The sequence below is a fragment of the Lysinibacillus sp. FSL P4-0201 genome (assembly GCF_038593425.1).
In the GTDB taxonomy this organism is placed as follows: domain Bacteria; phylum Bacillota; class Bacilli; order Bacillales_A; family Planococcaceae; genus Lysinibacillus; species Lysinibacillus capsici.
Genome location: NZ_CP151995.1, coordinates 2,848,082 through 2,862,465 on the forward strand (window position 1 = coordinate 2,848,082; position 14,384 = coordinate 2,862,465).

Genomic DNA, 14,384 nt, shown 5'->3' on the forward strand with positions numbered 1-14,384 from the left:
TTATTCTAGCGGTTCTAAAATAGCTTCAATTTCTGAACGTCTCTCTTCTAAAAATGGCGGGAGGTCTAACTCTTTGCCAAGTTCTTCGACTGCTGAATCTACCGTAAACCCTGGCCCATCTGTCGCCATTTCAAATAAAATACCGTTACGATCTCTAAAATATAGACTTTGGAAATAATAACGATCAACCACACCAGTACTATCCAATCCAAGCTCCTTAATTTTGGTATCCCATTGCTGTAATTCTTCAACGGTTGCAACACGTAACGCAAGATGGTGAATACTGCCTTTACCAGGTTTCTCGCTTGGTCCTTCTAATTCTTTGACAACAATCTCGCCAAGCACTTCCCCTTCTATCGATTGTAGGACCGTTTCTTTGTCCTTTTCTGCAATAACTGTATAGTGAAATAAATCTTGTAATAAATTGACCGTTCTTGATAAATATCGCACAGTGATTTCAATAGTCCCCATGCCTAAAATACGATGTTCCTGCGGTATATCATTTCCATCCCATGGTTGCCATTGAGCAGGCGTTTCTTGTCCTTGGTGGTTTAACAATACCATCCGTAAACCTTCATGATCTTCAAAAAATAAAGCCTCTTTGCCTGCATAAGTAGTGATTTCGCTATGTTCTACCTCTAGCTGCTGAAAGCGTTCTTTCCAATATAGTAGGCTTTCGAAGCTAGGTACAAGTAAGCCAATACGTGTAATAGCATTCGTCCCTCGCACTGTACGTCCTGCAACAGGCATTTCAAAAAATGTTAATTCTGTACCTGCTGCTCCTGTTAAGTCTCCATAAAATAAGTGATACATGGAAGGTGAGTCTTGATTCACCGTTTTTTTCACACGTCGTAACCCTAAAATAGTTGTGTAGAAATGATTATTCTGTTTACCATTTTTCGTTAGCATTGATATATGATGGTGTCCGCTTAATTTGTTCATCCTAATTGTTCCTCCTCATCATTTTCACTTGACTAAGCAAGTGATTTTACAAAAAAAATTACACGGGCGGCAATTTTTTTTCTCGGCTATGTTTTTCAAGCTTTGTCATCGCAATATATAAAGATTTAATTTCTTCAGCTGATAATACTTCTTCAAAAAACGAAGACTGGAAGTGAAGTTGACTAGGTGTTGCTGCATCAATCATTTGCTCCCCTTTTGATGTCAATGAGATGGTTTTCGTCTTCCAATTTTGTTTACGCTCGATTAGTCCCTCTTTTTCTAGTCGGGCAAGCATGCGAGACATGCCACCTTGTGTTACAGTTACTTTTTCTGCTAATTGAGACTGTGTAATCGGGGCATATGTTTTAATCTGGATTAACACATCAAATTGTGCTGTCGTTAAGTCGAAACGTTTTAAAAATTCATTCGATAACTGATTACTTTGCGTTGTAAAGCGCATCATCCGAATCCACGTTAAGGTGCCTAGTGTATGATTTCTCATGACTTCACCCTCCCTTCAGTTATCACTTTACCACGCAAGTGATACTTCCGCAAGAAAAATATCTTGAATTCAAGATATTTTTTAAACATAGGGAGACCCCCTATATGATGCCAGGTGTTGTAACAGGATATAAATTGCCCTTAAGAGCAAAAGAAATTCTACCCGTTTCTTCTGATACAACCATTACAAGTGCATCACTTTGCTCACTCAATCCCAGCGCTGCACGATGTCTTGTTCCTAATTTCTTTTCCCCTGTATACCGCTCGGACAATGGCAGTACATTGGCAGCTGACTCAATTTGATTTTGATGGACAAGTACCGCTCCATCGTGAAGGGGATTACCAGGGAAGAAAATAGATTCTAATAAAGAATGGGTTAAATCTGCACCAATATGAATACCAGGCTGAATTAAATTCTCTAAAGCATCCTGTCTTTGAATAACAATTAAACCACCATGCCTTCTCAAAGACATATTTTGCACACTATGTGATAGCTCTGGATACTTTTCAGTAAACGGGGAAAGATAACAATTTAAATAGAACGTCGCAGCTTTCATTTCAATTGTCATAAACTTCTCTTTAATTTTCTCAAAATTACCGAGGAGACAATTTGCATCTGTATCCATTTCCTGCACACTCTGCTGTAAGGACATGATCACTTCGAGAAGCTCATCTTTTAAAGTTTCTTTCATTGGTGAAAAATCACAATTTGTTGGATCCACAAAAAGCACCTCTTTTCTAAAATCGTGAAGCCTCTTCTCCCCTTAGTTTCTCTATTTAGGCTATTTTTATGCGTATTAGAAATTGAGGTTAATGAGTACTTGGCCCTTTCCTTACATATAGAGACAATAGTAGTCCAATGCTACTTAAAATCGTTGTGGCAATAAAAGCAGTTCGAATACCATTTAGCATCGCATCAGCTTCTCCCAACTCATGTTGTAAAGTAGTCACAGTACTCATGATGGTTACAAGTAATGCCGTCACTAATGCACCCCCAACCATACGCAATGTGCTAGTCATTGCTGTTGCATGGGCCATTAAATGTGTAGGTAACGCATTCATGCCAGCCGTTGTTAGGGGCATCATAATCATTGAAATCCCAAAGGAAATCATCGTAAACACCCCTGCCAGTAGCAAAAGGTTCGTATTCATTGATATCATTATAAGCAGACTTGTTCCAATAAAAATACATGTGAATCCTACTAGTGCTAAGCCCTTTCCTCCAACTTTATCGAAAATCTTCCCTATCACTGGAGACATAAAGCCCATCACTAGAGCACCAATTAATAAAACTAATCCTGTTTCAAGTGCAGAAAGTTGACGCACGTTTTGAATATAAAAGGTTAATAGTATTTGTGTACCAATCATAATGGCATAGACTAAACTTGATAAGAAGGTTGTGATAGAGAACATAGTAGATTGAAAGACACGAAATTCTAGCATGGGTTTGGGTAATCGTAGCTGTCGCCTAATAAATAAAGCCAACATCGTCCCACCCATCCCTAATGTGACAACAACCTGCATTGACTGGAAGCCTGCTGTTCCTGCAATACTAAAACCATATAACAAACCTCCCCACCCTAATGAAGAGAACACGATTGAAAGAGTATCTAGCTTTCCCTCTTTTGTAGTCGTTACATTTTTCATAAAAATCGTCGCTACTGTTAACACAATGACCGAAACAGGTAGGACAGTAAAAAATAAATGTCGCCATGTAAGGTGTTCTAAAATCCAGCCAGATAAAGTTGGGCCAACTGCTGGCGCAAAGCCTGTTACAAGACCCGCTAGCCCCATAATCGAACCCCGTTTTTCTTTTGGATACATCGTTAATAAAATCGTTTGCATTAACGGCATAATCACCCCTGCTCCAGCTGCTTGAATAATTCTTGCGAGAAGCAAAATTGTAAAAGTTGGTGCAAAGGCACCTAAAAATGTACCGATACTAAATAACGTGAGTGCAACGATTAGCAGCAATCGATTTGAAAAACGACCGATTAGAAATGCTGTAATGGGGATGAGAATTCCATTCGTCAATAAATAAACCGTCGTGAGCCATTGTGCTAAGTTAGCATGAATCTTAAAATCTTCCATAATGGGCGGCATAGCTATGAGTAATAAAGTCTGGTTGAGAATAGACACAAATGCTGCAGATAGTAAAATTGCTACTATCACATTTCTTTTTTCCTTCATGTTTGAATCCCCTTTAATTTGTTAGTTAGTTATAACTAACATTTTATTTAAAAAATATATGAAAGCTTTGTGGGTAGAGCATTAAATACAGACTCCACCCACAAAAGTAGCTACTAAATGATCAACAAAACTTTCCTTTTGGTTTTTTAAAAAATGATCATCCCAAAATGCATTGGATACAAAGAAACCGAAAAGGCTCGTTAAAAAAACAGTGGCCTGCCCATTTGTATCAATATCCTTCATCTTTCTCTGTTGGATTTGGACTTGAAAATAACCTTCCAATAATTTTAATAATTGTTTGGTTTGGCTATCCGAAATAAGCTCCATTACTCCTGGTAGTATACTTCTATCTTGTATAGTAATGAGAAATATCGCTTTATTTTTTTCCATAAAAGCTAGATAAGCGTTAGCAATTTGCTGTAAGTCATTCACTAGATTTCCTGATAAATCTCGAGCAAATAACTGTTCAAAGTATGGAATATAAGAATGTCTATCTAGCACAGCTTGTAGAATCCCCATTTTTGTTTCAAAATGACGGAAAACAGTCATTTCACTCACTCCAGCAGTTAAAGCAATGTCTTTCACAGAGACATTGGAGTAGCCCCTTTCAGTCATTAAGCTTGTTGCAGCGGCAAGAATTTTATCCTTTGTATCTTTTTTCATTTTACACGCCCTCTAAATGTTAGTTATGACTAACAAAAATATAGAGGATTGAACCCAATTTGTCAAAAAAAATGTGTTGTTATTAGAACATGCTCTAATAACAACACTTGTGAGTTACATATGCCCTGCTCGGATTTTCTTTACGATGCTGAAAGTCGTGTAGGCAGCAGCGGGTGCTAATACAACAATAAAAATAATCCACACAGTTAAATTATTTGTTGCTTTTAATGTTTCATAATTTGTCATGACAAAAATAATTAGACCGAATAATAGTAAATAGCTCAGCACATTGGGAAAAATGACGATTAATCGTAATAATGCTGGCGGCATCTTTTGTTGATTCATTTAAACCACACCCCTTTTTTCAATTATACGGGAATCTAGTGATTTATCGTACTATATTTTTCCTTTTATACTTTATATTTGCCTGCTGATAGTTGGAGGTTTTCCGCTGTTGTATTTAATTGGTCGATAAATGCGGTCATGCTCTCCATATTTTCCGCTTGATGTTTAGCCTTTTGAGCAACGGCATCAACACTTTGCGATGTCTGCTTAGCCAAGAGCGAAACATCTTCCATGGTAGCTGTTACTTCCTCTGTACTAGCAGCAATTTCCTCAGTGGAGCTTGATACTAAATCCACTTGTGTTGCTAAGACCTGTACATCATTATGAATTCCTTCAAACGATTGCTGTGCTTCTTGTACGATAGCACGTCCTGTATGTAAGACATCTGCTGTTGCTTGGATGGTTGCCACAATATTGGCTGTTTCCTTTTGGACATTCATCACCACCTGAGTGATTCTATCCGCCGCACTCTTAGAATCTTCAGCTAATTTCCGAACTTCTTCAGCTACAACGGCAAAGCCTTTCCCCGCTTCACCAGCACGAGCCGCTTCAATAGATGCATTTAATGCCAGTAAATTCGTTTGATCAGAAATTCCCGTAATCACATTGGTAAATTCCCCGATCATTGTAGATAGTTTTTCAAGCTCCTGTGTTCCAATCACCGCAAAATTCGTTTTCTCATGAACAGTCACTAATTGCTTTTGTAAGGACTGCATAATTTGTAATCCATTATCTGCGTTTTCCTCGGTATTACGTGAAATACTAGAAATTTCTGCTATGGATTCCGAAATATATTGAATGCTGCGCGCCAATTCCTCCATTGAATGCGCACTGTCTGCCGTATTATTCTGTTGTGCAAAGGAGGCCTGAGCTACCTGACTAGATTCTCCTTGGATAATTGCGGCTGATTCAAGTGTTTCATGAGCATTTTCTTGTATTGTATAGGTAGCCTCTTTTATTTGATTGGCCCCTTGCTTTATCTCACACATAATTTGTTGGAAATTATCCATCATCCCATTAAATGATGTCACTAATTGGCCAATCTCATCCTTTGCATGGATTGGAATACGCTTGGTTAAATCTGCTTCTCCTTTACTAATTTCCTCTAAGGAATTGCGCACACTTAAAATACGCGATACTTGTTTTGAAATAGACAGGCCCGTAGTGAAGAAAATCACACAGACAACGATCAATGAAGCTACAATTGTGCCTACCAAAATTTGTGAGAGGATAGCATTGGATACAATAATAGCTAAGTATGTACCGTTTGATAATGGCTTTACATATTGCGTGACACGTGTGCCATCGTAGCGCCCTGAAAATTCAGTCGACTTTTGTGCTGAAAATTGGGCTGGCTCAAAACCAATATCCGCTAAATTTTGTTTTGCTGTAGCGGCAATGGCTTGGCCTTTTTCATCTACAATAGCGGCGAATAATACGGTTGAGGATAAATAGTTGTTCAGTTGATCGATATAAGATTCACTGCCGATACTTGCTTCTAAATCTAGTAGCTGCTGTCCATGGCGAGCCACCTGTACAATTTGTGGAGTTGCTGGATTCCAGCTACCTACCCCGACAAATTTGAAAAATTGATCATCGACATCGCGAATTTGTGCTTTTTGGACAATTTCTTTCGCTCTTCCATCTAAAAGTTGCATATATTCGGCAGCTTGTCCGTTTGGATCAGCGCCAAAGTTAAAATCAACAGTTGGAGCTACTGATGTCACCGTTGTATTCCCTTTATTATCTGTACTCCAAATCTCATCGATGCCACCACGCTCAGCAATGGCCCTTAAATCCTCATATGTAGCACCTTTGTCAATGATGTAAGAAGCCATTACAGATTCGGCAATCATTTCTTTTTCCATAATTTCTTCTGCTTTTTCTCTAGATTGAATCGCTCCTTCCAACCCCATGACAATGGAGTTGGCGATTGCTTCTCCATTGCTTTTTTCACTTTTATATGTAGCTTGATAAACATAAATAGAAAATGCCGCTATAATGAACACCACAATGCCCATAATCTCCAGAAGCATTTTCCATTTCATTGACTTTCTCATGATGAGATCCCCCTAAAAATTACGATTATTTCCACTTCATCATACAATATTACTTCCATATATTTCATTAACAATTTATTAAATATAAAATAATAATTTTTGAAGAAGTTTAAATTGTCATTAATTTGTAAAAATTCCGAAATAGATAAGCAAGGAGGATAAATCTAACTATTTTGTACTAGTAGAGGCATGCAAAAAAGGATCATTCTCATGATTAAACAGTAATATTTAAACAAAATTATCTACACACCTTTAGGACTATAAACTAAAAACATCTATTAGAAGAATCTCCTCTAATAGATGTTTCTTACTTATTAACTATATCAAAATAATTTATTATGTTGCCATGTATATACGGCTTGATCAGCTGTTAGGAATGTATTCGGAAAAATCCCCTGTGCTTCAGCTAAAAATTGAGGTAAGTCATATGGAAGAAAACGTGCGCTTAAATGATTTAATAATAAATAGTGTGCTCCAGCTTGCTGTGCGACTTTTGCTGCCTCCACATTTGTTGCATGACCGTAGCTTGCTGCTAAATCTGTTGTTGTACCATCAAAAGTTGCTTCATGGACAATGATATCAGCGCCCATTGATAATTGGATTGCTTCTTCACAATATTTCGTGTCGCCTAAGACTGACAATGTAAAGCCCTTTTTGGCTGGTGCCACCACGTCTTTCGCAAGTACCACATCACCATTTTCAAGTACAATATCGTGGCCATTTTTTAATTGGCCTAGTAAAGGTCCCTTTGGAACACCAAGTGCCTGTGCTTTGTCGATTAATAATTCGCCTGGTAAATCCTTTTGTTCGATACGATACCCATAGCAAGGTACAACATGGCGTAATTCCTTAGCATGAATTGTAAAATGAGCATCCTCAAAAATAATGCCTTCTTGTACTTCTACAAAGCGTAAAGGATATGTTAAATGGGTTTTTGATAGGGCCAATGTTTGTTCAATCCACTGTTGTAAGCCAGATGGTCCGAAGATCGTTAGCGGCTCATCCCCACCTTGAAAGGAACGCGAGCTTAAAAAGCCTGGAAGTCCAAAAATATGATCCCCATGTAAATGTGTAATAAATATTTTCGTCACTTTCCGTGGCTTTAACGACGTATGAAGGATTTGATGCTGTGTCGCCTCCCCACAGTCAAATAGCCACATTTCACTCACTTCGTCTAATAGCTTTACCATCAGAGCACTTGTATTTCGTTCTTTTGAAGGCATGCCTGCGCCTGTCCCTAGAAAATGTAGCTGCAACATAAGCCACCTCACTTCTTATTTATATCATTTTATTGTACCTTATCCATTCCCATAAGAAAAACCTTTGGTGTACAGTTTCTCCAAAGGTTTCTTGATTATTTTGGTTGCCATGAAACAAGCGCCGCATGGAAATCATGACGATAATAATAACGTCCATCCTTTTCTTCGATAAAAGGTAGCAGTGATTCTTCTACATGGGCTCGCTGAAAATTCGTCGTTAATATTTTTTTACTCTGCGTTGTCACAAGCTGCTCATAGCTTTCATATTCATAGACACGTTCTAGAGGGATAATCTGACAATCCGCGTAAATATCCATTTCATAGAGTAGATTCAAAAACTCGATATAATCTCTGCGCGGAAATTTAATGTCATAACCATACTTTTCATATAACTTTTCATAGTGTGGCTGAATGGGGCCTGTCGTCATCCCAATGATAGCACGCTTTCTCGCCAGCCGATTCATGTGATATAAAGCTGCTTTTATTTCATACATTCGGTAAAAACAATTCACGCCCAAGACGATATCATGTGGTTCAATCTCATCATGCTCTAAACTTTCCCACTTTGCATGAATATAGGAAACGTGCTCCTCCTGCGGCATACACTGCTGTAAGTAATGCAAAATGCTTTCAGAGCTATCCACACATGTGAGCTTCCTTACTTTATCAGCTAATGGAAATGTATAATTGCCCCACCCAGGACCAATTTCTAATACAGAATGCTGAGGTTCAATCTTTTTTTGAAGCTCCTGAAAAATCAATGCAGCATAAGGATCTGTTTGTCTCACTTTTTTACGTGCCACTGATTGGGCCCAAAATTGCTCCTCTAGCTGATCATTCACCATTCGTTCAGGCATATTGCCATGCCAGTCCTTCATGCCTTCCTGCCATAATGCCTCATAGTTAATGGCTAACGGTCCTTTTCTCGTCATATAGATACCTCTAACGATAATATTTCATATATTTTTTTCATATCAAGATTTGCACGAACGTGGTCGGCTAACATATTATAGGCATCTTCTCTTCGTTCTGCGTCACTTTTCACATCACTTGGTAAAGCTGCTAGCCCTTTTTTCACTCGTATTTCATTGACAAGTTGACGGGTAAAGGTACGATTATGGAACAAGCCGTGGAAATACGTGCCAATCACTTGCTCATCTTGACTAACCGCACCATCTTCTCTTCCATCCTCTAACAGTAAAAACGGTGATACCGCACCACGTAAAATTTTTGTACGCCCTAGATGGATTTCATAGCCTGTCAATGTGTCCTGCCCTCTTACGCCTGTCATTTGCACCGTTTTTTTATTGCCTACAAAAATGGTTTCCATCGGCAATAGCCCAAGACCATCTGCAGATTCACCATTCCCCTCCACTGCTTCTGGATCAAGTAATGTTTCACCAAGCATTTGGAAACCGCCACAAATGCCAATAATTTTAGTACCGCATTCACGTAAATGTGTGATGGCTTGATCGAAGCCCTGTGCTTTTAGCCAAGCTAAATCATCCATTGTACTTTTCGTTCCTGGCAAAATGAGTAAATCTGGTGTACCTAATTCATTGACATGACCAATTAAACGTACACCCACCTCAGGCTCATCGAAAAATGGATCAATATCGGTGAAATTTGAAATACGAGGTAAACGAATCATGGCTACATCTACAGCAAATTCGCCTGGCTTTGGTTTTTTAAAACGTAGTGACGATAATGCAAGAGAATCCTCTGCTTCAATATTGACATCGACATAAGGAATCACACCAAGTACCGGAATACCCGTTTCGCGCTCCACCCATGCCAAACCATCATCCAGTAATTCACGCATGCCTCTAAACTTATTGATAATTAATCCCTTAACACGTGCTCGTTCTTCCTCATCTAACAATGCCAGTGTACCAACAATCGAGGCAAAGACACCGCCACGATCAATATCAGCAACGAGGACTACCGCTGCATCTGCTAAATGAGCCATTCGCATATTAGCAATATCGCGATCTTTTAAGTTTATTTCTGCTGGGCTACCAGCGCCCTCTAGGACAATAACATCATATGTATGTTGAAGCGTGCGTACTGATTTTTCTACGATTGGCATCGCTTCTTGCACAAAATTATTGCGGTAGCTTTTGGCATCCATATTTAAAAAATGCTTACCATGAACGATAACCTCTGACATCATATCTTGCTTCGGTTTCAGCAAGATAGGGTTCATATCTGTCGTTGCAACAACACGAGCCGCCTCTGCCTGTACCCCTTGTGCGCGGCCGATTTCACCGCCATCCTTTGTAACAAATGAATTAAGAGCCATATTTTGTGATTTAAATGGGACTACCTTCAGTCCATCATCTGAAAATATACGACATAGTGCAGTACAAATCATACTTTTTCCAACATCGGAAGCTGTTCCTTGAATCATGATTGATTTTGCTGGCATAGTCACTCTCCTCCGTAATTATTCTATGGCAGAACGCATGTATTCGTTTTCGCTTCGTGTGTATTTCCTCCAGCAATTGTAAAGGGCTTTAAAATTCGAGCCCTTTCACCGCTGGAATCCCTTCATCATAGTAATGCTTTGTCGCCTCAATGGTTGACACTAAATCAGCCATTGCTAGTAATGCTGGATTCGCACTTCGTCCTGTGACAACCAAATGCATTGTAGAAGGGCGGTGTTGGATTGCCTCGATGACTTCTGCTAGGGGAAGGACATCATCGATTGGAAACTTGGTGATCGCTAGGGCATTGTTGAGTTCATCGAGGACCAATAAATCAATGCTGTCATCCTGTAGAGCTGCCTTCGTTTTTTTCCAAGCCTTGGCTAATGCAGCTCGATGCTCCTCAGGTGTTTTTGTCCATGTAAAACCTATGCCCATTTGTTCCATTTCTACGCCTAGCTTACGAAGGGCAATTTGCTCTCCATAAGTACGTTCTGGGGATTTGATAAACTGCAGATAACGCACATTTAAGCCTCGACCAACTGCACGCAATGTAACGCCAAGAGATGCTGTCGTTTTGCCCTTACCTTCACCTGTATATACTAAAAACAAGCCTTTTCTTGCCATGCTGATAGCCTCCTTACAGCCATGTTGTCTTTTCTGCAAACGGTGTTCGTTTCTTGTCGGTTTGTTCTTGCTCCTGTGGGTAGCCAATAAATATTGTACCAACTACTTTTTGAGAGTCGCTTGCACCAATAAACGTATGCATACGAGGATCATGTACGAGGCCAACACCACGTGTACGCCAAACAAAGCCAAGACCTAGCTCCTCTGCTGTCAACCACATAGACATAATGGCACTACATACAGCAAAGACATTATCTTCTGTCGCATCTGTGTCCCCCTCTACTATGTCAGCTGTCACCACAATGGCTACAGGGGTTGTTTGTACAACCTTTAATGAACTTTCCACTAAATTTGGCTTCGTGGGAAAGCGTTCTTGTAAATAAGCACTTGCCATTTCTTCATAACGCTTCATGGCTTCATCTTGAATGACATAAAAATGCCAGGGCTCACGCATCCGGTCATTCGGTGCATAGGTTGCTGCCTGTAAAATTTGCTCAATTTTTTCTTTCTCAACTGGTTGTGTCGTGTAATTACGAATTGCTCGACGTTTTTTTAATGCTTCAATGACAGTCATAGTGCTTCCTCCTTGTGCGCTTATAAGAAATGATTATGAAAAGGTAAGTCCTTGCTCTTCAAACCATTGAATTTTTTCACGTACATTGACAACCTCGCCAACAACAATCATAGAAGGGTTATGGTACCCTTCACGCTCAATGATGCTGGCTATCTCATCTAGCGGCCCTGTAATCGTGCGTTGCTGAGCAGTTGTTCCCCACTCAATGACCGCTACTGGCGTTGTTGCCTTCCGTCCATTTTCGATTAATTTGCGAGCAATGTAGGCAATATTACCAACGCTCATATAAAAGGCAACGGTATCTATACCCGTAGCTAAAGCGGGCCAATTCAAAAAATCTTGTCCTTTTTCTTCACGACCATGTCCAGTTACAAGGGCAAAGCTTGTCGCGAAGTCCCTATGTGTAACTGGAATTCCTGCGTATGCAGGAGCTGCAATTCCTGCTGTAATCCCCGGAACGATTTCATAGGCAATGCCATGATTTTTTAATATTTCAGCTTCCTCCGCGCCACGTCCAAAAACAAAGGGATCGCCACCTTTTAGGCGTGTAACAATTTTACCTTCTTGTGCTTTTTCAACGAGTAATGCATTTATTTCCTCTTGAATGAGATGATGCTTCCCAGGTAATTTGCCACAATAAACTAGCTCCGCATCCTTTTTTGCAAAATCAAGCAATTTAGGATTTACAAGACGGTCATAAGCAATTACATCAGACTTTTGAATACATTCCAGTCCATACACAGTAATGAGCTTCGGATCACCAGGACCTGCTCCCACGATATATACGATTCCATCCTTCATTGCGTTGCTCCCATCAATAGTTGTTGTAAATATGCTTCTCGTCGATCGATCTCACCATGACGTGTCCATTCAAGGATGTTTGGCTCTAGCAATGCTTGTAATGCCGCACGTCTTTGTGGACCTTTATCATACTTAGCAGCAATCATTAATCGAGCTTGCTGTAAAAAGCATACATAGTCATCATAAGCATCATCGAATTGCTCTTCTAAATCTGCTTTAATCTTGCGGGCTAGACTTGGGCTTGCTCCCGATGTCGAAACAGTTACCACCAATGGACCACGGCGAATAGTAGCAGGCGTAATAAAATCACTTTCACTTTGTTTATCTGTTCGGTTGATTAATTGCCAATGCTGTGCTGCTTCTTGAACGGCTTCGTTAACTGCTGTCACATTCGTTGCAGCGATAATGAGAATGGCGTCATCTAAATCACGAGGTTCAAATTCCTTTTGCTTCCAAGTAATTTGCCCTGACTCTGCAAGTGACTGTAATGTGTTATGTAAGGTTGGACTGACAATCACGATGTTTGCCTTTGCTGGTAACAGGGATGCTACCTTCTGCGTTGCCACGTGACCCCCGCCTACAATCACAACTGTTTTATATTCTAGATTGATATGAATAGGAAAATAATTAGTCATTACTTTTCACCTTCTTACAAGCTGTTAACCAATTGTCAACTAGCTTTGGGTTTGATACAAAATGGAAATGAGTATAGCCAGCCACTAAATTTCCTTCTTGATAGCCTTCTTTCTTTTTGCCAAAACGACCAATCGTTTCATAGGCTGCTGTATTGTGAGAACCACTATATTTGGAATAATGGAACTCATGGCCCTTCGCTTGTTCCTCAGCACCAATTAAGAAATTATCGGCTGTGCCAAAAATTTCACGATAACCAAGTGCTGCTAGTTTTGTTTGCATCGCCACTTCTCCAGGAATTACCCCTACCATGTCATAGCGGTCGCCATGGCTATTTGTAATGGCCTCTGTTAAATACATAAAGCCCCCACACTCAGCTAATGTTGGAAGACCTTTAGCAATGACTTGACGAATAGAGTCTTTAACGACTGTATTGGTAGCAAGTGACTCTGCAAATTCCTCAGGAAAGCCACCACCAATATACAAGCCATCTGCTTCAGCTGGTACAGGCTCATTCGCAAGCGGTGAGAAAAACTGTAGTGTCGCACCTTTCGCACGTAACAAAGCCAAGTTCTCTTCATAATAAAAATTAAAAGCTGCATCTCTTGCAACTGCTATACAAATGTTTCGTGAAGGCTCCTCCCGAAATAAATGGCCTGATTCTTGCAAGATAGGAGCCTTTGTTAAATGTATTAAGTGATCCAAATCAATCGTTTCCGCCATCAGGTTCCCTAGTTTATCAAAAAATGAATCTAGCTCTCCTCTTTCAATAGCAGGTACTAACCCTAAATGACGACTCGGGATATCGATCCCTTCCTCACGCTTTAGGTAGCCAATAACAGGTATGCCGCATTCTTGTTCAATAGCTGCCTTCGCAATTTCGTAATGACCGACACTACCAACCTGGTTCGCAATAACACCAACGATATTCGGCTTATCTGATAGTAATTGGAAGCCTTTCACAACTGCTGCTACGCTACGTGCCATGCTAGCACAATTGACAATTAAAATAACAGGACTCTCTGTCACTACGCTAATATCAGCAGCAGACCCAGCGTCAGATAAAGGGCTTTTACCGTCATAAAAGCCCATCACACCTTCAATAATAGATACATCTGCATCTATACTTGCACGTGCCACAATATCACGGACTGCTTCGTGTGAAAACATCCAGCTATCAATATTACGTGATACTCTGCCCGTTACAGCTGTATGATAGGTTGGGTCGATATAATCAGGACCGCATTTAAAGCCCTGCACCACGTTCCCTTTGTTTTGAAGTGCCTTCATCAGTCCAATGGTAAAAGTAGTTTTGCCTACACCACTACCCGTACCAGCTAGTACAAAGCGATTTGTTTGCATG

The 14,384-nt window shown here is 40.0% G+C and carries 15 protein-coding genes; all 15 read right to left on the minus strand.

Annotated features, from left to right (window positions below; all coding sequences use genetic code 11):
- The 15 genes from MKY76_RS14355 to MKY76_RS14425 all read right to left on the minus strand — a co-directional run bounded on the left by MKY76_RS14355 (position 1) and on the right by MKY76_RS14425 (position 14,383).
- Positions 1 to 942: a ring-cleaving dioxygenase gene (locus MKY76_RS14355; protein ID WP_066036259.1), complete on the minus strand. Its 942-nt coding sequence runs from the start codon at positions 940 to 942 to the stop codon at positions 1 to 3.
- Between the two features lie 58 nt (positions 943 to 1,000).
- On the minus strand, positions 1,001 to 1,444 hold the full coding sequence (locus tag MKY76_RS14360) for a MarR family transcriptional regulator (RefSeq protein ID WP_048392361.1): 444 nt from the start codon (positions 1,442 to 1,444) through the stop codon (positions 1,001 to 1,003).
- 100 nt (positions 1,445 to 1,544) lie between these two features.
- On the minus strand, positions 1,545 to 2,165 hold the full coding sequence (cdaS, locus tag MKY76_RS14365) for a sporulation-specific diadenylate cyclase CdaS (protein WP_054549207.1): 621 nt from the start codon (positions 2,163 to 2,165) through the stop codon (positions 1,545 to 1,547).
- Between the two features lie 88 nt (positions 2,166 to 2,253).
- Positions 2,254 to 3,633 (minus strand): DHA2 family efflux MFS transporter permease subunit, encoded by a 1,380-nt coding sequence (locus tag MKY76_RS14370; RefSeq protein WP_342556779.1) that lies wholly within the window; start codon positions 3,631 to 3,633, stop codon positions 2,254 to 2,256.
- Positions 3,634 to 3,714: 81 nt separating this feature from the next.
- The gene (locus tag MKY76_RS14375; RefSeq protein ID WP_328016185.1) at positions 3,715 to 4,296 is read right to left on the minus strand and encodes a TetR/AcrR family transcriptional regulator; all 582 of its coding nucleotides are present in this window, start codon (positions 4,294 to 4,296) and stop codon (positions 3,715 to 3,717) included.
- Between the two features lie 114 nt (positions 4,297 to 4,410).
- A complete protein-coding gene (locus MKY76_RS14380) occupies positions 4,411 to 4,641 on the minus strand; it encodes a hypothetical protein (protein WP_009370265.1) in 231 nt (76 codons plus the stop codon).
- A 65-nt stretch (positions 4,642 to 4,706) separates the two neighbouring features.
- Positions 4,707 to 6,701 (minus strand): HAMP domain-containing methyl-accepting chemotaxis protein, encoded by a 1,995-nt coding sequence (locus tag MKY76_RS14385; protein WP_269898229.1) that lies wholly within the window; start codon positions 6,699 to 6,701, stop codon positions 4,707 to 4,709.
- A 323-nt stretch (positions 6,702 to 7,024) separates the two neighbouring features.
- Entirely contained in the window at positions 7,025 to 7,957 is a 933-nt protein-coding gene (gene rnz / locus MKY76_RS14390) for a ribonuclease Z (RefSeq protein ID WP_054549205.1), read from the minus strand.
- A gap of 98 nt (positions 7,958 to 8,055) precedes the next feature.
- Complete coding sequence (locus MKY76_RS14395) at positions 8,056 to 8,892, minus strand: class I SAM-dependent methyltransferase (RefSeq protein WP_342556780.1); 837 nt, start codon at positions 8,890 to 8,892, stop codon at positions 8,056 to 8,058.
- Positions 8,889 to 10,388 carry a cobyric acid synthase gene (locus tag MKY76_RS14400; protein ID WP_342556781.1) on the minus strand — a complete coding sequence of 500 codons (1,500 nt, stop codon included), beginning with the start codon at positions 10,386 to 10,388 and terminating at the stop codon, positions 8,889 to 8,891. Before MKY76_RS14400 ends, MKY76_RS14395 begins: the two co-directional genes overlap by 4 nt.
- 88 nt (positions 10,389 to 10,476) lie before the next feature.
- Positions 10,477 to 11,013, minus strand: a complete 537-nt coding sequence (locus tag MKY76_RS14405; RefSeq protein WP_048392354.1) for a cob(I)yrinic acid a,c-diamide adenosyltransferase — start codon at positions 11,011 to 11,013, stop codon at positions 10,477 to 10,479.
- A 13-nt stretch (positions 11,014 to 11,026) separates the two neighbouring features.
- Positions 11,027 to 11,587 carry a nitroreductase gene (locus tag MKY76_RS14410; RefSeq protein ID WP_342556782.1) on the minus strand — a complete coding sequence of 187 codons (561 nt, stop codon included), beginning with the start codon at positions 11,585 to 11,587 and terminating at the stop codon, positions 11,027 to 11,029.
- 33 nt (positions 11,588 to 11,620) lie between these two features.
- On the minus strand, positions 11,621 to 12,388 hold the full coding sequence (gene cobA, locus MKY76_RS14415; RefSeq protein ID WP_054549204.1) for a uroporphyrinogen-III C-methyltransferase: 768 nt from the start codon (positions 12,386 to 12,388) through the stop codon (positions 11,621 to 11,623).
- Positions 12,385 to 13,023, minus strand: coding sequence for an NAD(P)-dependent oxidoreductase (locus MKY76_RS14420; RefSeq protein ID WP_112118356.1), 639 nt, complete (start codon positions 13,021 to 13,023; stop codon positions 12,385 to 12,387). The genes cobA and MKY76_RS14420 overlap by 4 nt, the downstream gene beginning before the upstream one ends.
- Positions 13,016 to 14,383 (minus strand): cobyrinate a,c-diamide synthase, encoded by a 1,368-nt coding sequence (locus MKY76_RS14425; RefSeq protein ID WP_342556783.1) that lies wholly within the window; start codon positions 14,381 to 14,383, stop codon positions 13,016 to 13,018. The genes MKY76_RS14420 and MKY76_RS14425 overlap by 8 nt, the downstream gene beginning before the upstream one ends.
- Position 14,384: the final 1 nt, after the last annotated feature.

What these genes read in the sequence shown, in the direction of transcription:
- cobA (WP_054549204.1), bottom strand. Translation starts at nt 12,388, where the DNA reads ATGAAGGATGGAATCGTATATATCGTGGGAGCAGGTCCTGGTGATCCG.
- MKY76_RS14375 (WP_328016185.1), bottom strand. Translation starts at nt 4,296, where the DNA reads ATGAAAAAAGATACAAAGGATAAAATTCTTGCCGCTGCAACAAGCTTA.
- MKY76_RS14380 (WP_009370265.1), bottom strand. Translation starts at nt 4,641, where the DNA reads ATGAATCAACAAAAGATGCCGCCAGCATTATTACGATTAATCGTCATT.
- MKY76_RS14360 (WP_048392361.1), bottom strand. Translation starts at nt 1,444, where the DNA reads ATGAGAAATCATACACTAGGCACCTTAACGTGGATTCGGATGATGCGC.
- MKY76_RS14405 (WP_048392354.1), bottom strand. Translation starts at nt 11,013, where the DNA reads ATGGCAAGAAAAGGCTTGTTTTTAGTATATACAGGTGAAGGTAAGGGC.
- MKY76_RS14400 (WP_342556781.1), bottom strand. Translation starts at nt 10,388, where the DNA reads ATGCCAGCAAAATCAATCATGATTCAAGGAACAGCTTCCGATGTTGGA.
- MKY76_RS14385 (WP_269898229.1), bottom strand. Translation starts at nt 6,701, where the DNA reads ATGAGAAAGTCAATGAAATGGAAAATGCTTCTGGAGATTATGGGCATT.
- MKY76_RS14425 (WP_342556783.1), bottom strand. Translation starts at nt 14,383, where the DNA reads ATGCAAACAAATCGCTTTGTACTAGCTGGTACGGGTAGTGGTGTAGGC.
- MKY76_RS14395 (WP_342556780.1), bottom strand. Translation starts at nt 8,892, where the DNA reads ATGACGAGAAAAGGACCGTTAGCCATTAACTATGAGGCATTATGGCAG.
- MKY76_RS14410 (WP_342556782.1), bottom strand. Translation starts at nt 11,587, where the DNA reads ATGACTGTCATTGAAGCATTAAAAAAACGTCGAGCAATTCGTAATTAC.
- MKY76_RS14420 (WP_112118356.1), bottom strand. Translation starts at nt 13,023, where the DNA reads ATGACTAATTATTTTCCTATTCATATCAATCTAGAATATAAAACAGTT.
- MKY76_RS14370 (WP_342556779.1), bottom strand. Translation starts at nt 3,633, where the DNA reads ATGAAGGAAAAAAGAAATGTGATAGTAGCAATTTTACTATCTGCAGCA.
- MKY76_RS14355 (WP_066036259.1), bottom strand. Translation starts at nt 942, where the DNA reads ATGAACAAATTAAGCGGACACCATCATATATCAATGCTAACGAAAAAT.